The sequence below is a fragment of the Cognatiyoonia sp. IB215182 genome (genome assembly GCF_033963905.1).
Taxonomy (GTDB): Bacteria; Pseudomonadota; Alphaproteobacteria; order Rhodobacterales; family Rhodobacteraceae; genus Yoonia.
Window position 1 is genome coordinate 20,970 of record NZ_JAXBMB010000007.1, and the last position, 21,497, is coordinate 42,466.

General features: G+C 58.3%; 22 protein-coding genes. 11 read left to right on the forward strand and 11 right to left on the reverse strand.

The window, feature by feature from the left end; all coding sequences use genetic code 11:
- Positions 1-107 precede the first annotated feature (107 nt).
- Positions 108-782 (reverse strand): dimethylsulfonioproprionate lyase family protein, encoded by a 675-nt coding sequence (locus SLH47_RS15150; RefSeq protein WP_320240406.1) that lies wholly within the window; start codon positions 780-782, stop codon positions 108-110.
- Positions 783-961: 179 nt separating this feature from the next.
- Here SLH47_RS15150 and parE point away from each other — a divergent pair, with 179 nt between their 5' ends.
- From parE to SLH47_RS15165, 3 genes are all read left to right on the forward strand, one after another.
- Positions 962-2,920 carry a DNA topoisomerase IV subunit B gene (parE, locus tag SLH47_RS15155; protein ID WP_320240407.1) on the forward strand — a complete coding sequence of 653 codons (1,959 nt, stop codon included), beginning with the start codon at positions 962-964 and terminating at the stop codon, positions 2,918-2,920.
- Positions 2,921-2,923: 3 nt separating this feature from the next.
- Positions 2,924-3,697, forward strand: coding sequence for a hypothetical protein (locus SLH47_RS15160; RefSeq protein ID WP_320240409.1), 774 nt, complete (start codon positions 2,924-2,926; stop codon positions 3,695-3,697).
- A 509-nt stretch (positions 3,698-4,206) separates the two neighbouring features.
- The gene (locus SLH47_RS15165; protein ID WP_320240410.1) at positions 4,207-4,929 is read left to right on the forward strand and encodes a DUF1194 domain-containing protein; all 723 of its coding nucleotides are present in this window, start codon (positions 4,207-4,209) and stop codon (positions 4,927-4,929) included.
- Here SLH47_RS15165 and SLH47_RS15170 read toward each other — a convergent pair.
- Together SLH47_RS15170 and SLH47_RS15175 are read right to left on the reverse strand one after the other, a co-directional pair.
- The gene (locus SLH47_RS15170) at positions 4,894-5,289 is read right to left on the reverse strand and encodes a cytochrome c (protein ID WP_320240412.1); all 396 of its coding nucleotides are present in this window, start codon (positions 5,287-5,289) and stop codon (positions 4,894-4,896) included. The two genes, SLH47_RS15165 and SLH47_RS15170, sit on opposite strands and share 36 nt — an antisense overlap.
- Before the next feature lie 70 nt (positions 5,290-5,359).
- Positions 5,360-6,001, reverse strand: coding sequence for a DUF3047 domain-containing protein (locus SLH47_RS15175; RefSeq protein ID WP_320240414.1), 642 nt, complete (start codon positions 5,999-6,001; stop codon positions 5,360-5,362).
- A gap of 239 nt (positions 6,002-6,240) precedes the next feature.
- Here SLH47_RS15175 and SLH47_RS15180 point away from each other — a divergent pair, with 239 nt between their 5' ends.
- Entirely contained in the window at positions 6,241-7,530 is a 1,290-nt protein-coding gene (locus SLH47_RS15180) for an MFS transporter (RefSeq protein WP_320240416.1), read from the forward strand.
- Positions 7,531-7,658: 128 nt separating this feature from the next.
- Here SLH47_RS15180 and SLH47_RS15185 read toward each other — a convergent pair whose 3' ends face one another.
- Positions 7,659-8,042, reverse strand: a complete 384-nt coding sequence (locus tag SLH47_RS15185; protein ID WP_320240417.1) for a c-type cytochrome — start codon at positions 8,040-8,042, stop codon at positions 7,659-7,661.
- A 98-nt stretch (positions 8,043-8,140) separates the two neighbouring features.
- Here SLH47_RS15185 and SLH47_RS15190 point away from each other — a divergent pair, with 98 nt between their 5' ends.
- Complete coding sequence (locus SLH47_RS15190; RefSeq protein ID WP_320240418.1) at positions 8,141-8,575, forward strand: DMT family transporter; 435 nt, start codon at positions 8,141-8,143, stop codon at positions 8,573-8,575.
- Here SLH47_RS15190 and SLH47_RS15195 read toward each other — a convergent pair.
- The 5 genes from SLH47_RS15195 to proS all read right to left on the reverse strand — a co-directional run bounded on the left by SLH47_RS15195 (position 8,572) and on the right by proS (position 13,199).
- A complete protein-coding gene (locus SLH47_RS15195) occupies positions 8,572-9,255 on the reverse strand; it encodes an ABC transporter ATP-binding protein (protein ID WP_320240420.1) in 684 nt (227 codons plus the stop codon). The genes SLH47_RS15190 and SLH47_RS15195 overlap by 4 nt on opposite strands.
- Positions 9,248-10,513: an ABC transporter permease gene (locus SLH47_RS15200; RefSeq protein WP_320240422.1), complete on the reverse strand. Its 1,266-nt coding sequence runs from the start codon at positions 10,511-10,513 to the stop codon at positions 9,248-9,250. The genes SLH47_RS15195 and SLH47_RS15200 overlap by 8 nt, the downstream gene beginning before the upstream one ends.
- A gap of 71 nt (positions 10,514-10,584) precedes the next feature.
- Positions 10,585-11,187, reverse strand: a complete 603-nt coding sequence (locus tag SLH47_RS15205; protein ID WP_320240424.1) for a DUF2937 family protein — start codon at positions 11,185-11,187, stop codon at positions 10,585-10,587.
- A 111-nt stretch (positions 11,188-11,298) separates the two neighbouring features.
- Positions 11,299-11,862, reverse strand: a complete 564-nt coding sequence (locus SLH47_RS15210) for a peroxiredoxin (protein WP_320240426.1) — start codon at positions 11,860-11,862, stop codon at positions 11,299-11,301.
- Positions 11,859-13,199, reverse strand: coding sequence for a proline--tRNA ligase (gene proS, locus SLH47_RS15215; protein WP_320240428.1), 1,341 nt, complete (start codon positions 13,197-13,199; stop codon positions 11,859-11,861). Before proS ends, SLH47_RS15210 begins: the two co-directional genes overlap by 4 nt.
- Positions 13,200-13,428: 229 nt before the next feature.
- On the opposite strand from proS, the gene SLH47_RS15220 reads away from it, so the two are divergent.
- From SLH47_RS15220 to SLH47_RS15240, 5 genes are read left to right on the forward strand one after another with little or no spacing between them, the layout of a single operon-like run.
- The gene (locus SLH47_RS15220; protein ID WP_320240430.1) at positions 13,429-14,019 is read left to right on the forward strand and encodes a YceI family protein; all 591 of its coding nucleotides are present in this window, start codon (positions 13,429-13,431) and stop codon (positions 14,017-14,019) included.
- A gap of 58 nt (positions 14,020-14,077) precedes the next feature.
- Complete coding sequence (locus SLH47_RS15225; protein WP_320240431.1) at positions 14,078-15,181, forward strand: AI-2E family transporter; 1,104 nt, start codon at positions 14,078-14,080, stop codon at positions 15,179-15,181.
- Between the two features lies 1 nt (position 15,182).
- Positions 15,183-15,842 carry a DnaA ATPase domain-containing protein gene (locus SLH47_RS15230; protein WP_320240433.1) on the forward strand — a complete coding sequence of 220 codons (660 nt, stop codon included), beginning with the start codon at positions 15,183-15,185 and terminating at the stop codon, positions 15,840-15,842.
- 50 nt (positions 15,843-15,892) lie between these two features.
- Positions 15,893-18,061: an RNA degradosome polyphosphate kinase gene (locus tag SLH47_RS15235; protein ID WP_320240434.1), complete on the forward strand. Its 2,169-nt coding sequence runs from the start codon at positions 15,893-15,895 to the stop codon at positions 18,059-18,061.
- A gap of 38 nt (positions 18,062-18,099) precedes the next feature.
- The gene (locus SLH47_RS15240; RefSeq protein WP_320240980.1) at positions 18,100-19,647 is read left to right on the forward strand and encodes a Ppx/GppA family phosphatase; all 1,548 of its coding nucleotides are present in this window, start codon (positions 18,100-18,102) and stop codon (positions 19,645-19,647) included.
- A 98-nt stretch (positions 19,648-19,745) separates the two neighbouring features.
- Here SLH47_RS15240 and SLH47_RS15245 read toward each other — a convergent pair whose 3' ends face one another.
- Positions 19,746-19,871 (reverse strand): hypothetical protein, encoded by a 126-nt coding sequence (locus SLH47_RS15245; RefSeq protein WP_320240435.1) that lies wholly within the window; start codon positions 19,869-19,871, stop codon positions 19,746-19,748.
- An 84-nt stretch (positions 19,872-19,955) separates the two neighbouring features.
- Here SLH47_RS15245 and SLH47_RS15250 point away from each other — a divergent pair, with 84 nt between their 5' ends.
- Positions 19,956-21,065, forward strand: coding sequence for a PP2C family protein-serine/threonine phosphatase (locus SLH47_RS15250; RefSeq protein ID WP_320240436.1), 1,110 nt, complete (start codon positions 19,956-19,958; stop codon positions 21,063-21,065).
- A 27-nt stretch (positions 21,066-21,092) separates the two neighbouring features.
- Here the strand turns inward: SLH47_RS15250 and SLH47_RS15255 are convergent, their stop codons facing one another.
- Complete coding sequence (locus tag SLH47_RS15255) at positions 21,093-21,464, reverse strand: AAA+ family ATPase (protein ID WP_320240438.1); 372 nt, start codon at positions 21,462-21,464, stop codon at positions 21,093-21,095.
- Positions 21,465-21,497 lie beyond the last annotated feature (33 nt).

The following is a 21,497-nucleotide window of genomic DNA, read 5'->3' on the forward strand; positions in this document are numbered from 1 at the left end:
AACCGGGGCCGCACCGCGCTAGAACCCGGGTCAACACATCTGCGGCACCTGCATGATGGGGTCCCGACAATCTCTCCTTGTCTCGGATATCTGCAACGAACGAAGGTTCACTTTCGTTTCCGCGTGAACACCATCTTCTGGTCTAACAAATCTGGACGTGCGCCCATCCACGCATAGGCCAGAAGTGCAGGTTCGTTGATCCCCACTGTGATGCGATGCAGGTGTTCCGGCGGGTTGAAGATCATCGAACCCGGCACATAGACGCCCTGGTGGTTCTCGGACACCGCACCTGACAGGCAGACATAGCTTTCAGTGATCCCCTGATGCGCATGGGCCGGGTAGGTGCAGCCCGGTGCAAAAAGCACAATGCCCAGAATGATCTCTTCGCTCACCACCGGCCCGTTTGGCCCGGTCACCTCAGCATAGGCATAGGTGCCCACCAAGCCCTTCGGCACTTTTTCGTAACCGTACTGCCATGACAGCTCAGGCAATACCGACTCCAACGCACGCACCATGGCTCCCATCCGGTCACCGCGCCCCTCGTCCAGCGCGCGTTTCAAATGGGCCGTGACGGGCTTTGTCGCAGGTGGTTGCGTCCGGATGAGCGGGTTGGCTTTCAAAACCCGGCTGATCGCCTCGCGAACGGCGCGTTGATGCGTCCGAATCCGGTTACTGCCGCCAGAGGGCAGATAGCGATAAAGCTCGTAATATTCCTGCAGCAGATACCGCCAATCCGGCAGATCGCGCAGGCGGGGCTCAACGGCATCGACAAGGTTCTGCATCACGCACCATCAACAGGTCTCAGCCCCTGTTGGCACAAGCCCGTCGGGCCGCCAAGGGCACACCGCATCATCGCCCGAAATTCGGGCAGGTTTTGTATCGGCCCGCATATGCTGCGGCTTCCCCCGCCCGTCCCACTCTGGCATACTCTGCGCCAAACCATAAGAAATGAGCAGCTTGCATGGCCGATGACCTTCTCTCCGGGGCCAGCCCCGACGACTACAATGCCGACAGTATCGAAGCCCTTGAGAGCATGGAGGCGGTGCGTATGCGCCCTGGCATGTATATCGGAGGCACCGATGAGCGGGCGCTGCACCACCTGGTTGCCGAGGTACTGGACAATTCAATGGACGAGGCTGTGGCAGGCCACGCCAACAGGATCGAGTTCGAACTCCATGCGGATTACTCCGTCACGATCCGAGACAACGGGCGCGGTATCCCAATCGACCCGCACCCCAAATTTCCAAAGAAGAGCGCGTTGGAGGTCATATTCACCGAACTTCACGCGGGCGGCAAATTCTCCGGCAAAGCCTACCAGACCTCAGGTGGCCTTCACGGCGTAGGTGCCACCGTCGTCAATGCACTCTCCGACAGCCTTGTCGTGCAGGTTGCGCGTAACAAGGAACTGCACGAGCAGCGATATTCACGCGGCGTGCCGCTTACAAAGCTTCAAAAAGTCGGCCAGGCCCCCAACCGCCGCGGCACCACCGTCACCTTCCACCCCGACGCCGAAATCTTCGGCCATCACAAGTTCAAACCCGCCCGCCTCTTCAAATCCATCCGGTCCAAGGCCTACCTGTTCAGTGGCGTCGAAATCCGCTGGAAATCCGAAATCGACGACGGCGAAACCCCGACAGAGGCCACCTTCCACTTCCCCGGCGGCCTCTCCGACTACCTCAAGGAAACCCTCGGCACCGCCACCACCTACGCTGACAAACCGTTCTCCGGCGCCGTCGATTTTCAGGACAAATTCGGCGAACCCGGCAAGGTCGAATGGGCCATCAACTGGACGCCCGTGCGCGACGGCTTCATCCAGTCCTACTGCAACACCGTGCCCACGCCCGAGGGCGGCACACATGTCACCGGTTTCTGGTCCGCGATCCTCAAGGGCATCAAGGCTTACGGAGACCTGGCGGGCAACAAGAAGGCCGGCCAGATCACGCGCGATGACCTGATCTCTGGCGGCTGCGCGCTCGTCTCCTGCTTCATCCGCGACCCCGCCTTTGTCGGCCAGACCAAAGACCGGCTCTCGACCGAAGCGGCTGCGAAAATGACCGAAGGCGCCGTGCGCGACCATTTCGACAACTGGCTCGCGGCCGACACGAAATCCGCAGGCGCGATCCTCGACTTCCTCGTGCTGCGGGCCGAGGAACGCCTCCGCCGGAAGCAGGAAAAGGAGACCGCGCGCAAGAGCGCCACCAAGAAACTCCGCCTGCCCGGCAAACTCATCGACTGCACACAGCAATCGCGAGAAGGAACCGAGATATTTCTGGTCGAAGGAGACTCGGCTGGCGGTAGCGCCGTTCAGGCGCGCAAGCGGGAAACTCAGGCGATCCTTAAGCTCCGCGGGAAAGTCCTGAATGTGCTTGGCGCGGCTTCCAACAAGCTAACAACAAATGCCGAGATAAAAGATATCGCCGACAGTCTCGGCGTTGGCCTCGGCACCCGCTTCAACGTCGATGACTTGCGCTATGACAAGATCATTATCATGACCGACGCGGATGTGGACGGCGCCCATATCGCTTCGCTTTTGATGACCTTGTTCTTCGCTCAGATGCGGCCCCTGATTGACCAAGGCCACCTCTACCTCGCCTGCCCGCCGCTCTACCGGCTGACGCAAGGCGCACGGCGAGTCTATGTCGCAGACGACGCCGAAAAAGAGGCGGTGCTGGCCAAGGGACTGGGCGGCAAAGGCAAAATCGACGTGCAGCGCTTCAAGGGCCTGGGCGAAATGAACGCCAAGGACCTCAAAGAGACGACAATGGACCCCAAAACCCGCAAACTGATCCGCGTGACCGTGCATGATGACGAGCCAGGAGACACAGCCGATCTGGTCGAGCGCCTGATGGGCAAAAAGCCCGAATTGCGGTTCCAGTATATTCAGGAAAACGCGCGGTTTGTGGAGGAGTTGGATGTTTAGTGGATGAAAAAGACATGGGTATCTCTACGCAGCATCAAGCAACATGAATTCAGGACAACTCTTAGATACATAAAGGTCGCGGGAGCCACATGGCACGATATATATATTCAATTGGGTAAGCTGCAGACCGAAGCAATCTCAAAGCTGATCAAGGGCTGCACGGGAATCTTCGTGTATTATCTGCTACTGTCATCGCTAGGTGACGCATCAAACGTTAGTATAAGTGTTCAAGGCATAACGGCCTCTGTGCCAACGGCCTTCGTGACAGTCGTCGCCAGCGTTGGCTTCTTTTTCATTATTTTGCAGATGCAATCCGCGTTGATGATTGTGTTGTTACGTGCCCACGAAGGGGCACGCCTATCGCTCCGCGGGTTTTCGATGGGCGCATATGGCTTGTACAATGGACAAGATGAAATGGAACTATCGACACCTTTGATCCGCTATGGATCGTTCAAGGAAGTCCTACCTGCGTCTGGGACACTAATAGTCTTATACTTAATAGTTCTGGCATCGTTGCTCGTTCCGCTAGCTGGTCTTTGGGTCTATCTGCTAGATTTACAAATGATTATTGCTCGCTCTGATATTGTTCACGGAGTTTATCGTCTCGTGGCGGTATTCGGTGTATTTGTTTTAATCGCCTCAGCGATCTACACCGTTATTTTCAATATACCGCTTCCAATAAAGAAAAACTCATTTTCTATTCGCTGGGGATTTCTAACTAGACTTCACCCGCCCGGACGTCATCCAAGACTTGAGGCTTGGTTGGAAGAAGAATAGTTTCAAAGACTCTTTAGTGATTATTGCCCGATACTACACCAATCAAAGGGCAGCGCCCGGACCTCGGGGTGGGCGCACCAACGGGTACGCTTCGCGAGACAATCAGGTGGAAATGGCGCTCAACCAGACCGGAACGAGGCCGAAGGCCGCCGGTCTGATCGCCGGACCGACCCAGCGGGTCGGCGATTTGGCAAGCCTCGCACACCAATCAAAGGAAAGATGTACGTGGCCACCATAAAGCGCGCTGCGGGCCATGTTGGATCGCCAACCCTCGGTCCGGCGTTCAGACCGGCTCGCGCGTCGCAGGGTGGGTGAAACCCAAGAATGTCGTTCCAGCGTCCGCAGTCCCGGACGTGATCCGGGACCTCGTTCAAAGGTAGAGGCCCCGGATCACGTCCGGGACTGCGTGGGCACAAAAGACCCAAACCCGGCCATACAAACTGTACGTACAGGTTCTGTACAGCTTCTGTACGCATTGCATACACCCCTTTCCGCCCTACCTGCCCCCCATGCGCCACCTCATCCTCGCCCTCGCTTTCGCCGCGCCCGTCTCCGCCCAGACCATCGAAACTGACCTCGAACTCGTCCTTCTGGCCGACGCGTCGGGCTCCATCGACGCCGATGAACTCCTGTTCCAGCGCCAATCCTATGCCACCGCGATCACCGATCCGGCGGTCGTTTCGGCGATCCAAAACACCCTCTACGGCTCCATCGCCGTGACTTACGTCGAATGGGCCGCAACCCAAGCCACGGTCGTCGATTGGACGATCATCGCCGACATGGAAAGCGCCACTGCCTTCGCCGAAGCGCTGATCGGCCCACCCCGTCAGGCTTCTGGCCGCAACGCGATTGGGGCTGCCCTCATCTACGGTATGGAACAGATAGAAACCAACGATATCAATGGCTTTCGCCGCGTCATCGACTTTTCCGGCGACACGATGGCCAACTCCTTCGGCCCGCCTATCACCGTTGCGCGGGATCAGGTCGTGGCCGCAGGCATCACGATCAACGCGCTCCCCATCCTGCGGAACACGCAATGGCAAACCGGCGACCTGCCCGCCGCTTATGAGGCCAATATCATCGGCGGACCGAACGCTTTCGTCATGCCCGCCCGCTCCGGCCCGGAATTCACCGATGCCGTGCGCCGCAAGCTGATCCTAGAGATTGCAGGAACCACCCCGCAGACCGAATACGCCTCACTCCTGCTGGATGGTCTTGAGGTAGGCGAGTAGGTCCACAATCGGCTGCGAGGTCATAATCGGTTGCCCCGTCTCAGCCTTCGTCGCCACATCCGTCCCCTCAAAGAAATCCCCATAAACCGGCATCGAACTCCCATGGCTCACCAGCGGGTCACGCCCATCGATGCGCATCACGACACGAACGGTCGGAAATACGCCTTCGTTACTCGCACTGAGCGCCGTCAGGTTCGTCGGGGGCACAACCAAAGATGGCGACATCGGCCCATTGCCCATTGCTGCCGTGCCGTGGCAGGTCGCACAATAGAAGTTGTAGATCGCCTCGCCCTGGTCCACATCCTGCGCGGCCAGCGGGCTGGCGCAGGCCAACATCATCATAAAGGGAAGTGCGCGCATCAAAGCCTCCATCATCCGGGATGATCACAGGCTAGCGGGGCGGCGAAGGCCCCGCGTTGATGCAAATCAATCAGCGCAAGGCCAGGTTGCCGATGGCCGCGCGGATCATGCTATCTGTGTCGTCGCTGTCGCCGGACACGGCCAGCCCGACGAGCGCGCCCGGCTGCCCTCCAAATGCACGGGCATAATCCGCTGCCAGATCAACGTTTTCGCTATGAGACCCCGTTCCCGCTGGCCGCAGCGCGATGGTGACACCCTGTCCCGGCGGTGCGTAAGGTGATTGGATGACTTGCCCGCGCGCGTGATTGCCGCCCCACGCATATTGCATGACGCGCACCTGATCATTGCCCATCAACCTGCGGATACCGGCACCTTCAAGGCGCAAGGCCACGTCTTCCGGCACAAACACAAAGTAGAGTGAGATATTCCGGTCATCCCCACCCTTTTGGGAAAGGTTTGTTGCGGGCACCGACTCAGCAACCGTCCAACTCCAAGACGCGCCACGCTTGTTCCAGTTTTCGCGCATCACGGGGGTCCAGGCGATAGAGACGGCACCTTTTGAGGTTAGCGAAAGGCTTTCTCCGAAAGTGTAGTCGTTTGAACTGAAGAGCGAGAGACGCTGTTCCTGCCAACCACTAGCGAAGCTTATTGGCCCTGCCGTGGCCGGCAAGGCGAATGAGAGAGCAAGAACGGCAGGCAACAGTTTACGCATATCGAGGTCCTTTCACTGACAGAACCAAGTACCTATGGCAAAACCGGTGCACGTACATTCGCGATGCCGTGATGTCACGGTTTTGTCAGCTTCGTTACTTTTCAGAAGTCGTTGAGGTTGAGCGCTTACTTGCATAAGCCTGCTCTTCGCCATCAAGGTCGCTCGATGAGAGTCGATGCGGGATGGTCCGCTCCGCCAACCCTATTGTGCAAGTCGCCTGCAAAGGTGAAGCTACGACCATGGCAACGGAATTGGAATTCTCCTTCGCTGCGCTGACCGTTCCAGCGAGACGGCACATCCGGGTGTTTCAGATCCACCAGTTTCTTGATCGTTTTGCGATGGGTTTGACGGTTGCCGTTGTTGCATTGGCGTTAACCGATCGAGGTATGGACCTCTTTCAGATTTCGCTACTCTTTGGGGTCTACTCACTCACGACTATGGCGATGGAACTCCCGTTCGGCGGATTGGCCGACAACATTGGACGCAAGCCGGTCTTTCTGGCCGCGGTTGTCGCGAGCTTGATCTCCCTCGCCCTCTTTCTCTCGACAAGCGATTTCTATGTTCTCGCGCTCTCATTCGCCTTCATCGGATTTGGGCGTGCTTTACGGTCGGGAACGCTCGACGCTTGGTTTGTTGAAACCTTCAAAGCAGCGGCACCAAATGTGGATGTTCAACCTGCTCTTGCAACAGCGCAATGGGCGGGTGCCATGGGCTTGGCAGTGGGCGCTGTTTTGGGAGGGCTTTTGCCCGATCTCTTCGGCTCGGTGGCAGAAAGACGCGGTGTCAGTGTCTATGATGTGTCTTACGGGGCGAGCTTGGCAGTGATGCTTGGGGTGTTTGTCTATACCCTGCTTTTCATTGTGGAAGGACCGCGCCCGCTGAACCCTCAAGCTCTGAAACAAGGTTTGATAACTGTTCCATCGGTCGTCAAAGAGGCAGGTCTTCTTTCCCTACGCCACCCGACACTGTCGTTGCTTTTGGCCGCTTTGGCGTTCTTCCTGATGGCCACCAACCCGGTCGAGGTGATCTGGCCGACCCATGCAAAGCCCATGTTGGAGGAAGGTTATGCAAACACGATCATCGGCGTCGTGACCGCGACCTATTTCTTCTCAATCGCGTTTGGCGCGTGGCTATCTTCGCGCATCAGTCGAATTTTCAAACGACGTCACGCAGTTACCCTTGCGGCGGCTTTTGCCACCTTGGCGGGCGTTCAGATAGCTCTGGCTTTGCAGGGCAGCATGGTCGGCTTTGTGACGGTTTTCATCCTCTATTCTGTAATCCTCGGTGTTTGTGAGACGCCGGCCAGCAGCATTCTTCATAGTTGTGTAGAAGACCACCAGCGCTCCACAATGCTGTCTCTTAGGTCGCTGATACAGCAACTTGGCGCGGCTCTGGGCCTGATTTTGGTGGGAGCCATGGCCGATATTTACTCCACACCCACGGCTTGGGTGATGGGCGCCGTGTTTCTCGTCATTGCCGTGATCCTGATCTGCATCCTCGCCAAACGACTCGGTGCCGAGATTGAATAGCGGCCATTCGTGCAACACTCAGTATCAGTCGGTTTGAGCTCAAATCAGACAATAATAAGAATTCAGCTACATTTGAGCAGCGAGTATTTCAGGCGTCCCGAATAGGTTCAGAGCACTTTTTCTGTAATCTACCTTTGAATGCTCTCCAGATACTCGGTCAAAACCAACAGCTTCATCGGCACCGGCGTGCCCAGCCCGTCATTCTCGACAATGATTGTCTCACCCAGATCACCGGCACCGAATTCCGGCATGGCCGTGCTGAAATGGGGATCGCGGTTGAGGCCGTCGATGATGCTCATCACCTGGTCGCGCGGGAAGGTGCCGCCGTTGCGGGCGGTGATCGTCGTCAGGTCGGGTGCGCCAACTCCAAGCGCGCGTGCTGTAGGTCCGTTGCCGGTGCCGTCATTGGCGTGACAACTCGCACAGTTTTCCAGATACGCAGTCCGCCCGTCGACGGGTTCTTCGACACATGCCGCTAAACCAAGGGCCGCTAGAATAGTGAAATACCGCATGCTCTGCCTCCATTGTTTTGGATCACGTTAACAAAGGTGGTGGCGCGCGGCCATGATCTAAGTCAGGTTCTTGGTGAGATAAAGCGAAGGAATGCCTGATGTTGCATCACGCCCTGATCATGCTGGCCGCCGGGATCGGGATACCGGTTCTGGCAGCGCTCAACGCGGCTTTGGGCCGGACAATTGGCTCGCCCGCAGCGGCGGCGACGATCCTGTTCATCGTGGCCTTTGCGGTGGCCCTGATTGCCGCGCTACTCAGCAACGCACAGGGCTTTGCCAAGCTCGCAACAGCGCCGTGGCATCTGTTCCTGGCGGGTGTGCTGATTGCATTCTATGTGCTCTCAATAACATGGATTGCCCCCACGATGGGGGTGGGGAATGCGGTATTCTTCGTGCTGTTGGGACAGTTGATCTCAGCGGCCGCGATTGATCATTTTGGGCTGTTTGGCGCGCAGATCTCTTCTTTGACCTGGACGCGGGCCGCCGGCATTGCATTGATGGCGGCAGGGGTCTTCGTCACCCAAAAAGCCTAGACGGGGACGAGGACACCCCCCTGCAGGCGCACCTGCCGGTCCATGCGCGCTGCCAGATCAAGGTTATGTGTCGCGATGAGCGCGGCCATCCCGGTATCCCGGACCAGCGACATCAATGCGTCGAAAACCCGATCAGAGGTTTCGGGATCAAGATTGCCCGTCGGCTCATCGGCCAGAAGCAAACTGGGCGCATTGGCCAGCGCGCGACAGAAGGCAACGCGTTGCTGCTCCCCACCCGACAGCGCCGCAGGTCGGTGATCTGCCCGCTCAGCGACGCCAACCCGGTCAAGCAGGGTCATGGCGCGGTCCTTTGCTGCCTTGTCATCAACGCCATTGGCGAGTTGCGGCAGCACGATGTTCTCCAATGCCGTAAACTCTGGCAGAAGGTGGTGGAACTGGTAGATGAAGCCTACCGATGCCCGCCGGACAGCTGTGCGCTTGCGGTCTGACAGGCTGGTCATATCCGTGCCGTTGATCGTCACGGTCCCGCCATTGGACGTATCCAGCAGCCCTGCAATATGCAACAGCGTCGATTTCCCGGCACCCGAGGGGGCGACCAGCGCTGTGACCTCGCCCGGTGCCACATCAAGCGAGGCGCCTTGCAGCACCTGCACTTCGTTGGGCTTGCCTGCATTGTAGCTTTTCGTCAGGTCCGTCAGGCGCAGGGTCAGATCACTCATAACGCAGCGCCTCAACCGGATTCATACGCGCCGCGCGGCGGGCCGGAAAGATCGTGATGATCCAGGACAGGCCCAGCGACAGCGACACCGCCTTGAGCACGTCTGAGAGATGCAGTTCCGCCGGGACGTTGTAGATACCCCTGATTGATGGGTCCCACACACCGCCGCCCGCGACATAGTTCACCAGGCTGAATATCTGGTCGATATAGATCGCAAAAAGGCACCCCAATATCACGCCCAACAACGTCCCCAGCGTCCCGATCCCGGCCCCGCAAATGAAAAACACCCGCAAGATCGACCCTTCAGTCAGGCCCATCGTGCGCAGGATACCCACGTCGCGCCCCTTGTTTTTCACCAGCATGATCAACCCGCTGATGATGTTCATCGAGGCGACGAGCACGAGGATCGACAGGATGATGAACATCACGTTGTCCTCAATGGTCAGCGCCCGCAGGAACCGCCCCACCCTGTCCTGCCAGCTATAGGCCCACATGCCGACCCCGGCGGCATTGGCGATGGGTTGTTTGAGCTCTTCCGACAGGTTCAGATCATCCAGCCTGACCTCTAACTCATCGGCAACGCCATCGCGGTTGAAGATCAGTTGCGCGGTCTCAAACGGCAGATAGGCGCGCACCTCATCGATCTGAAAGCGCCCTGTGGAGAAGATATAGACGACCTCGTAGGCATTGCGCCGTGGCGCCTGACCAAAGGGGCTTTGCGCCCCGGACCGCACCGTGATCTCGATCCGGTCGCCGATGGTCAGGCCCAGATTGTTCGCCAACGCAGAGCCCAGCGCGATCCCATTCGGCAGATCATCGATATTCCCCATGGTCCTTTCGCTTTGCACGATAGCGTCGGAGGCTTTCAGATCGTCAAGCCGCATGCCGTAAATATCCGCCAGCCCGATCCGGTCTCCTGCCGCGGCCATCGCCTGCCCACGGATTAGCGGCGAGACCGATTGCACACCTTCGATAGCGCGGATGCGGTCGGCCATCTCCTCGTAATCGGCAATCACCTCGCGCGGGCGCACAACCGAGACATGCGCGTTTGCGCCCGCAATCGTGTCAATGAACTCGGCACGAAAACCCGAACGTACCGCCAAGGTCGCAATCAGCGCAAAGACCGCCAGTGTGACGCCAATCAGGCTGATCCAGGTCATGACGCTGACACCACCTTCGGCACGTTTGGCGCGGATATAGCGCCAGGCGATCATCCATTCGAATTTGGCAAAGGGCCTTGTGTGTTTCACACTTGCCATGGACGCTCCTGCGAGTGGTTTGGGCGCAACGTGGTCTGCCGGGGCACAATCGTCAAGCGCGGGCAGTGGGCCTAACGCTGCGCCCCGCCAAGACGCGGGGTGTGGGACTGTTCAGTGACCAGTCTTGGGCGCATCACGGGCGGGTCCTGCTTAACCCTTGGCTCCCGGCGCTGAACGTCTGCGCGTGTGCGGCCAAATCGCCGAAACGGCGCCACCATCCCCGCGATGAGCACAGCGAAGAGCGCCCAGCCACCAACGAAACCGGTACCAGCCGCAGCGACACCGGCAACGCTCACCGGCACGGCAGGCGTAAAGTCACCCCAAACCTCCTGCATTGTCGGGCCATCCACCATGCGGTGCGGCAAGATCAGCCGCTCAAGCGGCGTGGCTGCCCGCAATGCCAGCAAGTTGTCACTCAGCCGCGCGTGGCGCGCAAACATCGCGCGCATGTCCACCTGACGACGATCCAGAAAGTCTGAGCCCGTCAGGGCTTGCAGCGCCTCTTCCCGCCCCATCCCTTCGGCCAAGGCAGTGTCGTCAAAGCGTTTGGCCTCGATCGTGAGCGCATCCACCTGCCCGGCCAGACGCTGGATATATTGCTGAGAGAATTCGGGATACTGCGACAGGCCTACGGCACCCGCAAGCCCGCCGATTAGACAAATCACCCTGATCATCGCAGGGCGCGCCGCTTTGGATTTGATGTCATCTGCTGCCTCGTGACATTTGTTTTGTGGCAGATTAGCAGATTTTTCACTAACGGGAATGCGGCAATCAATGGGTGCGCGTCACGCCGCGTAGGATCGCAGCCAATCGATCACATTGTCCGCATCCTTATCCGGCGGAAAGACCGGATAGAACACCTTCTTGATCACCCCGTCCACGGCGATCATCGTCAGGCGCTTGTGCAGATATTGCCCCGCAACTTCCATCCCCGGCAAATTGAGCGCGTTCCCTAGTTGGCGATCCGCATCGGAAAGGAGCGGGAAAGGCAGATGCAGCCGCTCCGCCGCTTCGCGCTGATAATCGCTGCGCTGTGTTGAGATGCCGAAAAGATGCCTCACGCCATGGGCGCTGAGTTCCGAATGATGATCGCGAAAGGCGCAGGATTGCGGTGTGCAGCCCCGCGCGCCGGGGATATCATTCCACCCGTCGGGCAAATCCTGATCCGGGCGACCCGTCATCGGATAGGCGTAGATCACCGCAATCCCATTCAGCTGTGACAGCGTGACCGAGGGGCCTGTCGTGGCCATCAGGGTGATGTCCGGCAATGCCATCCCTTCCAGATGATCGGCTTTGCCGTCATCGGAAGGTGACGGGATCAGAGACCAGTCAACCTCCGTCAGACTCATAGCTTCCCCTCGTAAATCTGTGCGATCTTCGCCACGGCCTCTTCCGGCGGCAATTCCTCGCTCTCGCCGGTCCGTCGGCTGGTGAGTTCCACAACCCCGTTCTTCAGCCCGCGCGGCCCGACCGTGATCCGCCAGGGCAGCCCGATCATATCCATCGTGCCAAACTTCGCACCCGCACGCTCGTCGCGATCATCGTATAGCGCCTCCAACCCAAGGGCGGTAAGCGCGCTGTAGAGCGACTCGCACGCACCATCAGCCGCCTCGTCACCCTGTTTAAGGTTCACGATCCCGCAGTGGAAGGGCGTCACTCCTTCGGGCCAGATGATCCCCTTGTCATCATGGCTCGCTTCAATGATCGCGCCCAACAGACGCGACACGCCGATACCGTGGCTGCCCATATGAAGCGGTATCTTTTGACCGGTTTCATCTTGTACGACGGCACCCAACTTCTCCGAATACTCAGTCCCGAAATAGAAGATTTGGCCTACTTCAATGCCACGCGCCGACCGGCGGCGGGCCTCGGGAACCTCGTTGAAAAGCGTTTCATCATGGGTTTCGTCAGTCCGCGCATAGCGCGAAGTGAATTCATCCATCACGGCCTGACAGGCAGCGTAATCATCCACATCCACTTCGCGATCACCAAAGGTGAGATCCGTGATCTCGCTATCATAGAAAACCTCGGATTCCCCAGTTTCGGCCAGAACAAGAAACTCGTGGGTGTAGTCGCCGCCAATAGGCCCCGAATCCGCACGCATCGGAATGGCCTGCAGCCCCATGCGCTCATACGTCCGCAGATAGCTGACAAGATGGCGATTGTAGGCGTGCAATGCCGCCTCTTTGCTCAGATCAAAGTTATAACCGTCTTTCATCAGGAATTCCCGACCACGCATCACGCCAAACCTTGGGCGTACCTCGTCGCGGAATTTCCACTGGATGTGATACAGCGTCAGCGGCAATTCGCGGTAGCTGTTCACATAGGCGGCAACGATTTCGGTAATCATTTCCTCATTCGTCGGACCATACAGCATCTCCCGCCCGTGCCGGTCCTGAAAGCGCAGCATTTCGGGGCCGTAGGAGTTGTGACGGCCCGATTGCTTCCATAGATCGCCAGACTGGATCGTGGGCATCAGCATGGGCAAGTGACCAACGCGCTGTTGCTCTTCGTGTACGATGTTTTCGATCTTGCGCAGCACCTTGAAGCCCAGCGGCAACCAGGAATAAATCCCGGCACTCGCCTGTTTAATCATCCCCGCCTGCAACATGTAGCGATGGCTGACGATCTGCGCCTCGCGCGGCGTTTCTTTCAGAACTGGCAAAAAGTAGCGGCTCAGGCGCATGAAGGACCCCGTCTCGTGGTTAGTTCATGCTGGTTTAGGGCTGCGTCGCAAGACTGGCAAGCAACATCCCAAACGCAAAGTGGAATGAGCCGGGAATAATTTCGCGGCCAAACTCGTAACCCCTGCAGAAGTCCTAACGAACGGGTCGCATGATCGTGACAGACCCAAAGAATGAAGCCCGCGCCAAAGCCACAAAACGCGCTACAGTTTACATTATCGGAGATTTGACATGAGACGCCTGATTGCCGCCATCACTGCACTGGTCCTCACCAGCCTGCCGCTTGCCGCACTGGCCGAGCGCGTGCCTTACCGCCTGCAAGCCGACCGGTCAGAGGTTGGATTTGTCTTCAACCTTTCGGGCGCGAAAAACCGCGGTTCAATGCCCGTGCGCGCCGCCGACATTGTCATCGATTTTGACCGCTTCTCGAACTCGACCGCCGATGTAACCGTCGATGTCTCCCGCGCCCGTACCGGTCTGATCTTTGCGACCGAGGCGCTGAAGGCAGGCAGTGTTCTGAATGCCTCTGCCCACCCCACGATCCGCTTTCAATCCACCGCCATCCGCCCCAATGATCCGCGCAATCTGTCGGCGGGCGGCAAAATAGACGGCAATCTGACAATCCGGGGCATTACGCGGCCCGTGACGCTTGACGCTGCCGTGTTCCGCCAGCAAGGCAGTGCCGAGGGCGACCTCAGCCAGCTTAGCTTTCGGATCAGTGGCACGGTGAACCGGTCCGATTTCGGTGCCACAGGCTATAGCGATCTGGTGGCTGACCAAATCCGCCTTGATATCGCAGCACGCGTGATCGCCGCCCGCTAACCCCTTGCGCTGGTCCATTTCATGCCGCATCTAGCAGACAGGCAGAAATGGACCCCGCATGGCACTTCCCGTCGGTCAACAAGTGAAATACTGGAGCATCGCAGCCGCGGTGTTCCTGATTGTTTTGTGGTTCCTGGGCGATGTGATCCTGCCCTTCGTGCTCGGCGGCGCGATTGCCTATTTCCTTGATCCAGTGGCCGATCGGCTGGAGCGCGCAGGATGCACCCGGATCGTTTCCGTAGTCATTATCGCAGCGGTCACCACGCTGGTCTTCATTCTGTTAATCCTGCTGGTGATCCCGACGCTGATCCAGCAAACGGCATCACTGATCAACACCGCGCCTGAACTCTTTGAACGCCTGCAGGCCTGGCTGACGGGTCGTTTTCCATCGCTGATGGATGCGGACAGCACCATCCGCCAACAGCTTTTGGCCATTGGTGAGACGATCCAGTCCAAAGGCGGAGAATTGGTCAACGGGCTGGTGAGTTCCGCACTTGGGCTGATCAACATCCTTGTTCTGCTGATCATCGTCCCCGTCGTTGCCTTCTACATGCTGCTAGATTGGGACAACATGACCGCAAAGGTCGATACGATGCTACCCCGCGACCATGTCGGGACCATTCGCAAGCTGGCCAGCGATATCGACCGAACCCTCGCATCGTTCATTCGCGGCCAGGGCACGGTCTGCCTGATCCTTGGCACCTACTACGCTGTCGGCCTGATGGTTGCGGGGCTGAATTTTGGCCTGATCGTCGGCTTTATCGCGGGTCTGATCACGTTCATACCTTATGTCGGTGCATTGGTTGGCGGTGTGCTGGCGGTCGGTCTCGCACTGTTCCAGTTCTGGGGCTCGATTGAGGTCGTCGATGGCGAGACAGTTAGCTACGCCACCAATTGGCTGCGGATCGGGATCATTGCAGGCATCTTCTTTCTGGGCCAGTTTCTGGAGGGCAACATCCTGACCCCGAAACTGGTCGGCGACTCGGTTGGTTTGCACCCGGTGTGGCTGCTTTTTGCCTTATCCGTCTTTGGCAGTCTTTTCGGCTTCGTCGGTATGCTGGTTGCAGTTCCAATCGCTGCAGCAATTGGCGTGGTCACACGCTACGCGCTTGAGCAGTACAAAAGCAGCCTTCTTTATCGCGGCATGTCACGGGACGACTGACATGGCCGATCAACTCTCTTTTGACTGGCCAACGGGTGTTGCGCTGGGGGCCGATGATTTCTTTGTCTCTGATGCCAATGCGCAGGCCTATGCGATGGTGCAAGCCCCAAAGGCCTGGCCCGACGGCAAGCTGGTGATCGTTGGACCCAAATGCTGTGGCAAGAGCCATCTGGCGGGGATCTTTGCCGAAGCACATCATGCGCTTGTGCAGGATGCGGCGACACTGCCCGCCGACTTTCAAACCGACAGACAAGCGGTGGTCGTCGAAGATATGGAGACCCTGCCGAAGGCATCGGAAGAGGCGATGTTTCACCTGCACAACCACCTACGCAATCATGGTGGCACGCTCTTGTTGACAGCACAAATCCCACCGGCACGCTGGCCTATCGCGCTGCCCGATCTGGCAAGCCGTATGCAAGCGACGAACGTGGTCAATATCGAGAACCCCGATGACGCGTTGCTCTCTGCCCTTCTCATGAAATTGTTTGCAGACCGGCAGATCGTGCCCAAGCCATCGCTGATTACCTATTTGACCGCGCGGATTGAGCGATCTTTCACGGCGGCTGCCGATATCGTCGCGCGCCTTGATGACGCCGCACTGACCGAAGGGCACAAGATCAATCGCGCCTTGGCCAGGCACCTGCTGGACAACCGCGAATAGGCCCGCAATACTTGTCATCAAACCGCAACAGATGCGGGACATAAGGCCCCATGACCAAAGCAAATTTTCTTGAAGGCGATTATCCGTCGCCAACCTCGCTTGACATTGATCTGGCTTCCCCCGCCCGTTTCGTGAATCGAGAGCTCAGCTGGCTACGGTTCAACTGGCGTGTGCTGGAAGAGGCCGAGAACCCGAACGTACCATTGTTGGAGCGCCTGCGATTTCTGTCGATTTCGGCGACGAACCTTGATGAGTTTTATACAGTGCGCGTGGCGGGCCTGCGCGAATTGGCGATTGAAGGCAACACCACGCCCGGTCTCGACGGGCGAAGTCCGGCAGAGCAATTGGTGGTCATTGATCAGGATGCCCGCGCGCTCATGACGCGACAACAAAGCGTGTTCGAGCTGTTGCAGGGCGAAATGGTCAAGGAAGACATCCATATCCTGCATCGCAGCGATCTGAGCAAAGCAGATATCACATATCTCGAAGACGTCTTTATCGAGCAGGTCTTTCCGGTTCTCTCACCTCTAGCGATTGATCCAGCCCACCCGTTCCCGTTCCTGCCGAATGAGGGCTTTGCGCTGGCCCTGCAACTTGAGCGCCCCAGCGACAAACGACAGCTCAGGTCACTCCTGCCAGTCCCCGCACAAATTGATCGTTTCGTGGCGCTCCCAGCCGAGAAGGGTCACCGCTTTTTACCGCTTGAAGAACTGCTGCTGCTCCATATCGGGCGGCTTTTCCCGGGCTATGAGGTGAAAGGCCACTGTGCTTTCAAGGTCTTGCGCGACAGCGATCTTGAGGTGGAGGAAGAGGCCGAAGATCTCGTCCGTGAGTTTGAAACAGCACTGAAACGCAGGCGGCGTGGTGAGGTTGTGCGGCTCAAGCTTTCGGCGGGTGCGCCAAATGCTCTGAAGTCGATCATCATGGACGAACTGCACGTGACCGAGGAAACGGTGATCGAGGTTGACGGCATGATTGGGATCGCCGATCTGGGCGAGCTTGTGCTCGACAGCCGGCCCGATCTGTTGTGGCCGCCGTTTGCACCGCGCGTGCCCGAGCGCGTGCAGGATCACGACGGCGATATGTTCGCTGCAATCCGGCAGAAAGATATGCTGCTGCACCACCCTTACGAGACATTCGACATGGTCGTGCGTTTCCTTCAGCAGGCCGCGCGGGACCCTAACGTGGTTGCAATCAAGCAGACGCTTTATCGGACCTCCAAACTTTCCCCAATTGTCGAGGCCCTGTGTGAGGCCGCCGAAGACGGGAAGTCGGTCACGGCACTTGTTGAGTTGAAAGCGCGCTTTGACGAGGCCGCCAATATTCGGCAATCCCGCCGCCTGGAGCGGGCGGGGGCGCATGTCGTCTACGGTTTTCTGAACTACAAGACGCATGCCAAGATCAGCACCGTGGTGCGCCGCGAAGGGGACAAGCTGGTCACTTACACCCATTTCGGGACGGGGAATTATCACCCCATCACGGCCCGTATTTACACGGATCTGAGCCTATTTACCTGCGATGCGAAACTCGGCCGCGATGCGACCAAGGTGTTCAATTATCTGTCCGGTTATGCGCAGCCTGAAGGGCTTGAAAACCTCGCCATTTCGCCACTGACATTGAAGCAAACGCTGATCGAACGGATCGCAGCAGAGGCCGAGAATGCAAAGGCAGGCAAGCCCGCAATGATCTGGGCCAAGATGAATTCGCTTATCGAGTCAGATGTGATTGATGCGCTTTATGCGGCCAGCCAGGATGGCGTGAAGATCAGCCTGGTCGTGCGCGGTATTTGCGGCCTGCGTCCGGGTGTAAAGGGCCTTTCTGAAAACATCCGTGTCAAATCCGTTGTCGGGCGGTTTCTTGAACATTCCCGCATCGTTTGTTTCGGCAATGGCAGCGCGCTGCCGTCGAAAAAGGCCAAGGTCTATATCAGCTCTGCCGATTGGATGGGACGCAACCTGAACCGGCGTGTTGAAACACTGGTCGAGATCAAGAATGCCACCGTAAAAGCACAGATTGTCAGTCAGGTGATGGCCGCCAATATGGCAGATGTCGCCCAAAGCTGGGTGATGGCCGCCGATGGCAGCTTTGCGCGTGCCACCATCGCGGAAGGCGAATTCCCGTTCAATTGTCACCGGTTCTTTATGGAAAACCCGTCTCTGTCCGGGCGCGGATCGGCGGGTGCATCAGACGTGCCACGCTTGACCCACACCCATGATTGAATGATATCCTTGGGCGGGGACGACTGCCGGGGATACTCATGACGCAGATGCGTGATCTGGACACCATCGACTGGGGCCCCTTTGGTCGTCCGCTGTTTCAAGACGCCGCCGCCCTGCGGCTCAAGCGGGTTGGGGTGATCGATGTCGGCTCCAACTCCGTCCGATTGGTTGTCTTTGATGGTGCCGCACGCTCGCCCGCTTACTTCTACAACGAAAAGATCATGTGCGCGCTTGGCGCCGGTCTGTCCGAAACCGGGCATTTGAACCTGGAGGGGCGCAAACGGGCGCTCGCCGCGATCCGGCGTTTTGCTGCGCTGGCCGAGGGGATGGACATCACGCCGCTCACGGCTGTGGCAACCGCTGCCGTACGAGAAGCGAGCGACGGGCAGGATTTTCGTGCCGAAGTCAGGCGCGAGACCGGCATCGATCTTTGGATCATCGACGGTCAGGAAGAGGCACGGCTTTCAGCACAAGGGGTGCTGCTAGGATGGCCGGGCAGCTATGGGCTTGTCTGCGACATCGGTGGCTCTTCACTAGAGCTTGCCGATTTGGCCGAAGGCCGCGTGGGTCGCCGCGTCACGTCGGCGCTTGGGCCCCTCAAGCTGCGTGAGATCAAGGGCGGGCGCAAGGCCATGAAGGCTTACGTGCGCGAGACGATGGAACGGCTCCATGCGGATATGGGCCATGAGACGGGCAAGCGGCTGTTTCTGGTCGGCGGCTCATGGCGGGCCATTGCGCGGGTCGATATGGAGCGGCGCGAATACCCGCTGACAGTCCTGCACGAATACCGCATGTCGTCGCGCCAGATCAGCAAAACAGCCGAATACATCCGGCAATCCGACCTGCAGGAATTGCGCAGCCGGTGCAATATCTCGGACAGCCGGATGTCGCTGGTCCCCTACGCGACCATCGTGCTGAAAGAGTTGATGCGGGTCTTCAAGCCCAAGGATGTCACCGTGTCATCATATGGCATTCGTGAGGGCATGCTCTACGAACAGATGCCGCGCGCCTTGCGCGAACGTGACCCGCTGATCGAGGCCTGCCGCTTCGCCGAAGCCAAGGATGCACGATTGCCCGGCTTTGGCCGCGTGCTTTACGACTTTGTCAAACCGCTCTTCCCGCGCGCCAATTGGCAGCGCAAGCGCATCATCAAGGCCGCTTGTCTGCTGCATGATGTCAGTTGGCGCGCCCACCCCGATTACCGGGCTGAAGTCACATTCGACAATGCGACCCGCGCCAATCTGGGCGGGTTGAAGCATTATGAACGGGTGCTTTTGGGCTTGGCTCTCATGAACAGATATACAAGCAAGACCGCCAAGTCCCGCTTTCAGCCTCTTTTTGAAATGCTGAACTCCGACCAGATCCGCGAGGCCGAAATCCTTGGCAAGGCGATGCGTCTGGGTGCGATGCTGTGGGTTTCGGCAGATGAAGTCCCCGGCGATCTGAAATGGAGCCCCAAGGCCCAGGAACTTCGCTTAACCTTGACAGAAAACGCCCGGCCTCTTTTCGGCGAAGTGGCCGAGGCGCGGTTTGCGGCACTCGCCAACGTTCTTGAGAGCAAGCCTGTGGTGCGGTTTCGCAAATAACGCAAAGCGATTCGATCAAGGCTGTCCGCAGTTCTCAGCGACAACTAAACGCACGTTCCCATAGCACGTCCCCAACACGGGCGCCTGGAAAACACCGCTCATTTTTGTTGCAGGGCCTCACCCGTCGCCGAAAAAATATGCACGCGCGCGGTCAAACCGAGCCTCATGCAGCGCGACACATTTTTGCCATATTTCCGCCACATAAATGGCACGATCGCGATCATTCCTGCGATTATTAACGTTGTATTAATAAACCCAATTTCGTGAACACAAGTCTTTAGTGTGACACATGAGTAGGAGAGTAGTTCATGCTCGATGCTGACGCCGTGCAAACGGACGCAATTACGTTCGACGTTTCAACAGCCGCCATCAAAGGCGCGCGCGATTACCAACAGGACAGTCTGATCTCAAGCTTTCCGCTTGGCCAAACGGCCGGATTTGCCGTTGTGGCCGACGGGCTTGGCGGGCATGTCGGCGGGCATATCGCAAGCGCGCTGGTAACGGCCGAGGTCTTTAGCCATCTCAAGATGAAGGAAGATCGGCTTGATGAAGGCACGTTGAACATCCCACTGACCCTGCGGGAGGCGGCAGATGCTGCAAACAAGCGCCTCGCCAAACAAGTCGCCGAAGACGATAGCCTATACGGAATGGGCTCGACACTTTTGGTGCCGGTGGTTCGGGCCGACAAGCTCTACTGGATTTCGGTGGGCGATTCACCGCTTTTGCTGTTCCGAGGCGGCGCCTTGCGTCAACTGAACAAAGACCACTCGATGGCTCCACAGATCGACCAGATGGCGAAGGCCGGAGCGCTGACCGCCGCCGAGGCAAAGGACCACCCTGATCGCAATACGCTCACTTCCGTCATCAATGGCGAGGAAATCGACAAGATCGACTGCCCGACAAAGCCCATCGCGCTTGAACCTGATGACATCATCATCGCGGCAAGTGACGGGCTGCAATATCTGTCCAACAGCATGATTGCCAACACGCTGATGGGCGCAAAGGACGGGCGCAGCGTTGATATTGCGAACGCCTTCCTTAATGCTATCGCGGAGTTGGATGATCCGCATCAGGACAACGCCGCATTTGTGATCATCAAGCTTAGCGTTGGATCAGCAGAATCTGAGACTGCCGATGCGGAAGATTTGCCCGTCCTGGCCGTTGCGGAAGATTACGAGCCAGAAGAGGTCGCTGAAGAAGAACCTCCAACCAAGGCTGACCTCAAATCCCCCGCCATGACTGGCGCACCTCGCGCGATCCGGGCCGTCGCCCGCGCCGCCGCTGCGGCAGCGCAGTCCGAACGCCTCCGCACGGCTCACCAACAGGGGCCTGAAGCTGCGGAAGAGCCTCCAACGACAAACCAGCCGGATGAGCGCAAGGCCTACTGGTATCGCGGCCAAAAGTACTACAAGGACTAGGTCATTTGCCGGGCGCCCTGCCCGGCATCAAAGCTCGATTTCGCCAGTATCGTTTTCCGGTACCCAGATCGGTGCATCCGGTCTGCGGCGTATAATGATATCGCCGTTGGGCAGGAATTCCGGCACCTCATAGTTGCTGAAATCATCCACCTGGTTCAAGAGATCGGTCAGCGCTGGTCCCATTGTCACAACGAACTCGCCCAATTCCGGCGCCATCTCTTCGAGTGAGTCTCGCAACCCGGTAATCGCAGGCTCCACTTCGGACATCAGGCCGCGCATCAGCATCCGCGCGCCCTCTTCCATGAGGTTAAAGCCATCTGTGATCTCGGTGTCGTCTTGTGCTGCGGCAGGCATGACGCTGAGACCAAGGGCAAATGTCAGTGCAACTATCTGTCTCATGGCGCGAAATATAAGGCACGCATGCCAGCGTTT

Coding starts and splice junctions, on each gene's coding strand:
- SLH47_RS15150 (WP_320240406.1), bottom strand. CDS start 782: ATGCAGAACCTTGTCGATGCCGTTGAGCCCCGCCTGCGCGATCTGCCG.
- parE (WP_320240407.1), top strand. CDS start 962: ATGGCCGATGACCTTCTCTCCGGGGCCAGCCCCGACGACTACAATGCC.
- SLH47_RS15160 (WP_320240409.1), top strand. CDS start 2,924: ATGAAAAAGACATGGGTATCTCTACGCAGCATCAAGCAACATGAATTC.
- SLH47_RS15165 (WP_320240410.1), top strand. CDS start 4,207: ATGCGCCACCTCATCCTCGCCCTCGCTTTCGCCGCGCCCGTCTCCGCC.
- SLH47_RS15170 (WP_320240412.1), bottom strand. CDS start 5,289: ATGCGCGCACTTCCCTTTATGATGATGTTGGCCTGCGCCAGCCCGCTG.
- SLH47_RS15175 (WP_320240414.1), bottom strand. CDS start 6,001: ATGCGTAAACTGTTGCCTGCCGTTCTTGCTCTCTCATTCGCCTTGCCG.
- SLH47_RS15180 (WP_320240416.1), top strand. CDS start 6,241: ATGGCAACGGAATTGGAATTCTCCTTCGCTGCGCTGACCGTTCCAGCG.
- SLH47_RS15185 (WP_320240417.1), bottom strand. CDS start 8,042: ATGCGGTATTTCACTATTCTAGCGGCCCTTGGTTTAGCGGCATGTGTC.
- SLH47_RS15190 (WP_320240418.1), top strand. CDS start 8,141: ATGTTGCATCACGCCCTGATCATGCTGGCCGCCGGGATCGGGATACCG.
- SLH47_RS15195 (WP_320240420.1), bottom strand. CDS start 9,255: ATGAGTGATCTGACCCTGCGCCTGACGGACCTGACGAAAAGCTACAAT.
- SLH47_RS15200 (WP_320240422.1), bottom strand. CDS start 10,513: ATGGCAAGTGTGAAACACACAAGGCCCTTTGCCAAATTCGAATGGATG.
- SLH47_RS15205 (WP_320240424.1), bottom strand. CDS start 11,187: ATGATCAGGGTGATTTGTCTAATCGGCGGGCTTGCGGGTGCCGTAGGC.
- SLH47_RS15210 (WP_320240426.1), bottom strand. CDS start 11,862: ATGAGTCTGACGGAGGTTGACTGGTCTCTGATCCCGTCACCTTCCGAT.
- proS (WP_320240428.1), bottom strand. CDS start 13,199: ATGCGCCTGAGCCGCTACTTTTTGCCAGTTCTGAAAGAAACGCCGCGC.
- SLH47_RS15220 (WP_320240430.1), top strand. CDS start 13,429: ATGAGACGCCTGATTGCCGCCATCACTGCACTGGTCCTCACCAGCCTG.
- SLH47_RS15225 (WP_320240431.1), top strand. CDS start 14,078: ATGGCACTTCCCGTCGGTCAACAAGTGAAATACTGGAGCATCGCAGCC.
- SLH47_RS15230 (WP_320240433.1), top strand. CDS start 15,183: ATGGCCGATCAACTCTCTTTTGACTGGCCAACGGGTGTTGCGCTGGGG.
- SLH47_RS15235 (WP_320240434.1), top strand. CDS start 15,893: ATGACCAAAGCAAATTTTCTTGAAGGCGATTATCCGTCGCCAACCTCG.
- SLH47_RS15240 (WP_320240980.1), top strand. CDS start 18,100: ATGACGCAGATGCGTGATCTGGACACCATCGACTGGGGCCCCTTTGGT.
- SLH47_RS15245 (WP_320240435.1), bottom strand. CDS start 19,871: ATGATCGCGATCGTGCCATTTATGTGGCGGAAATATGGCAAAAATGTG.
- SLH47_RS15250 (WP_320240436.1), top strand. CDS start 19,956: ATGCTCGATGCTGACGCCGTGCAAACGGACGCAATTACGTTCGACGTT.
- SLH47_RS15255 (WP_320240438.1), bottom strand. CDS start 21,464: ATGAGACAGATAGTTGCACTGACATTTGCCCTTGGTCTCAGCGTCATG.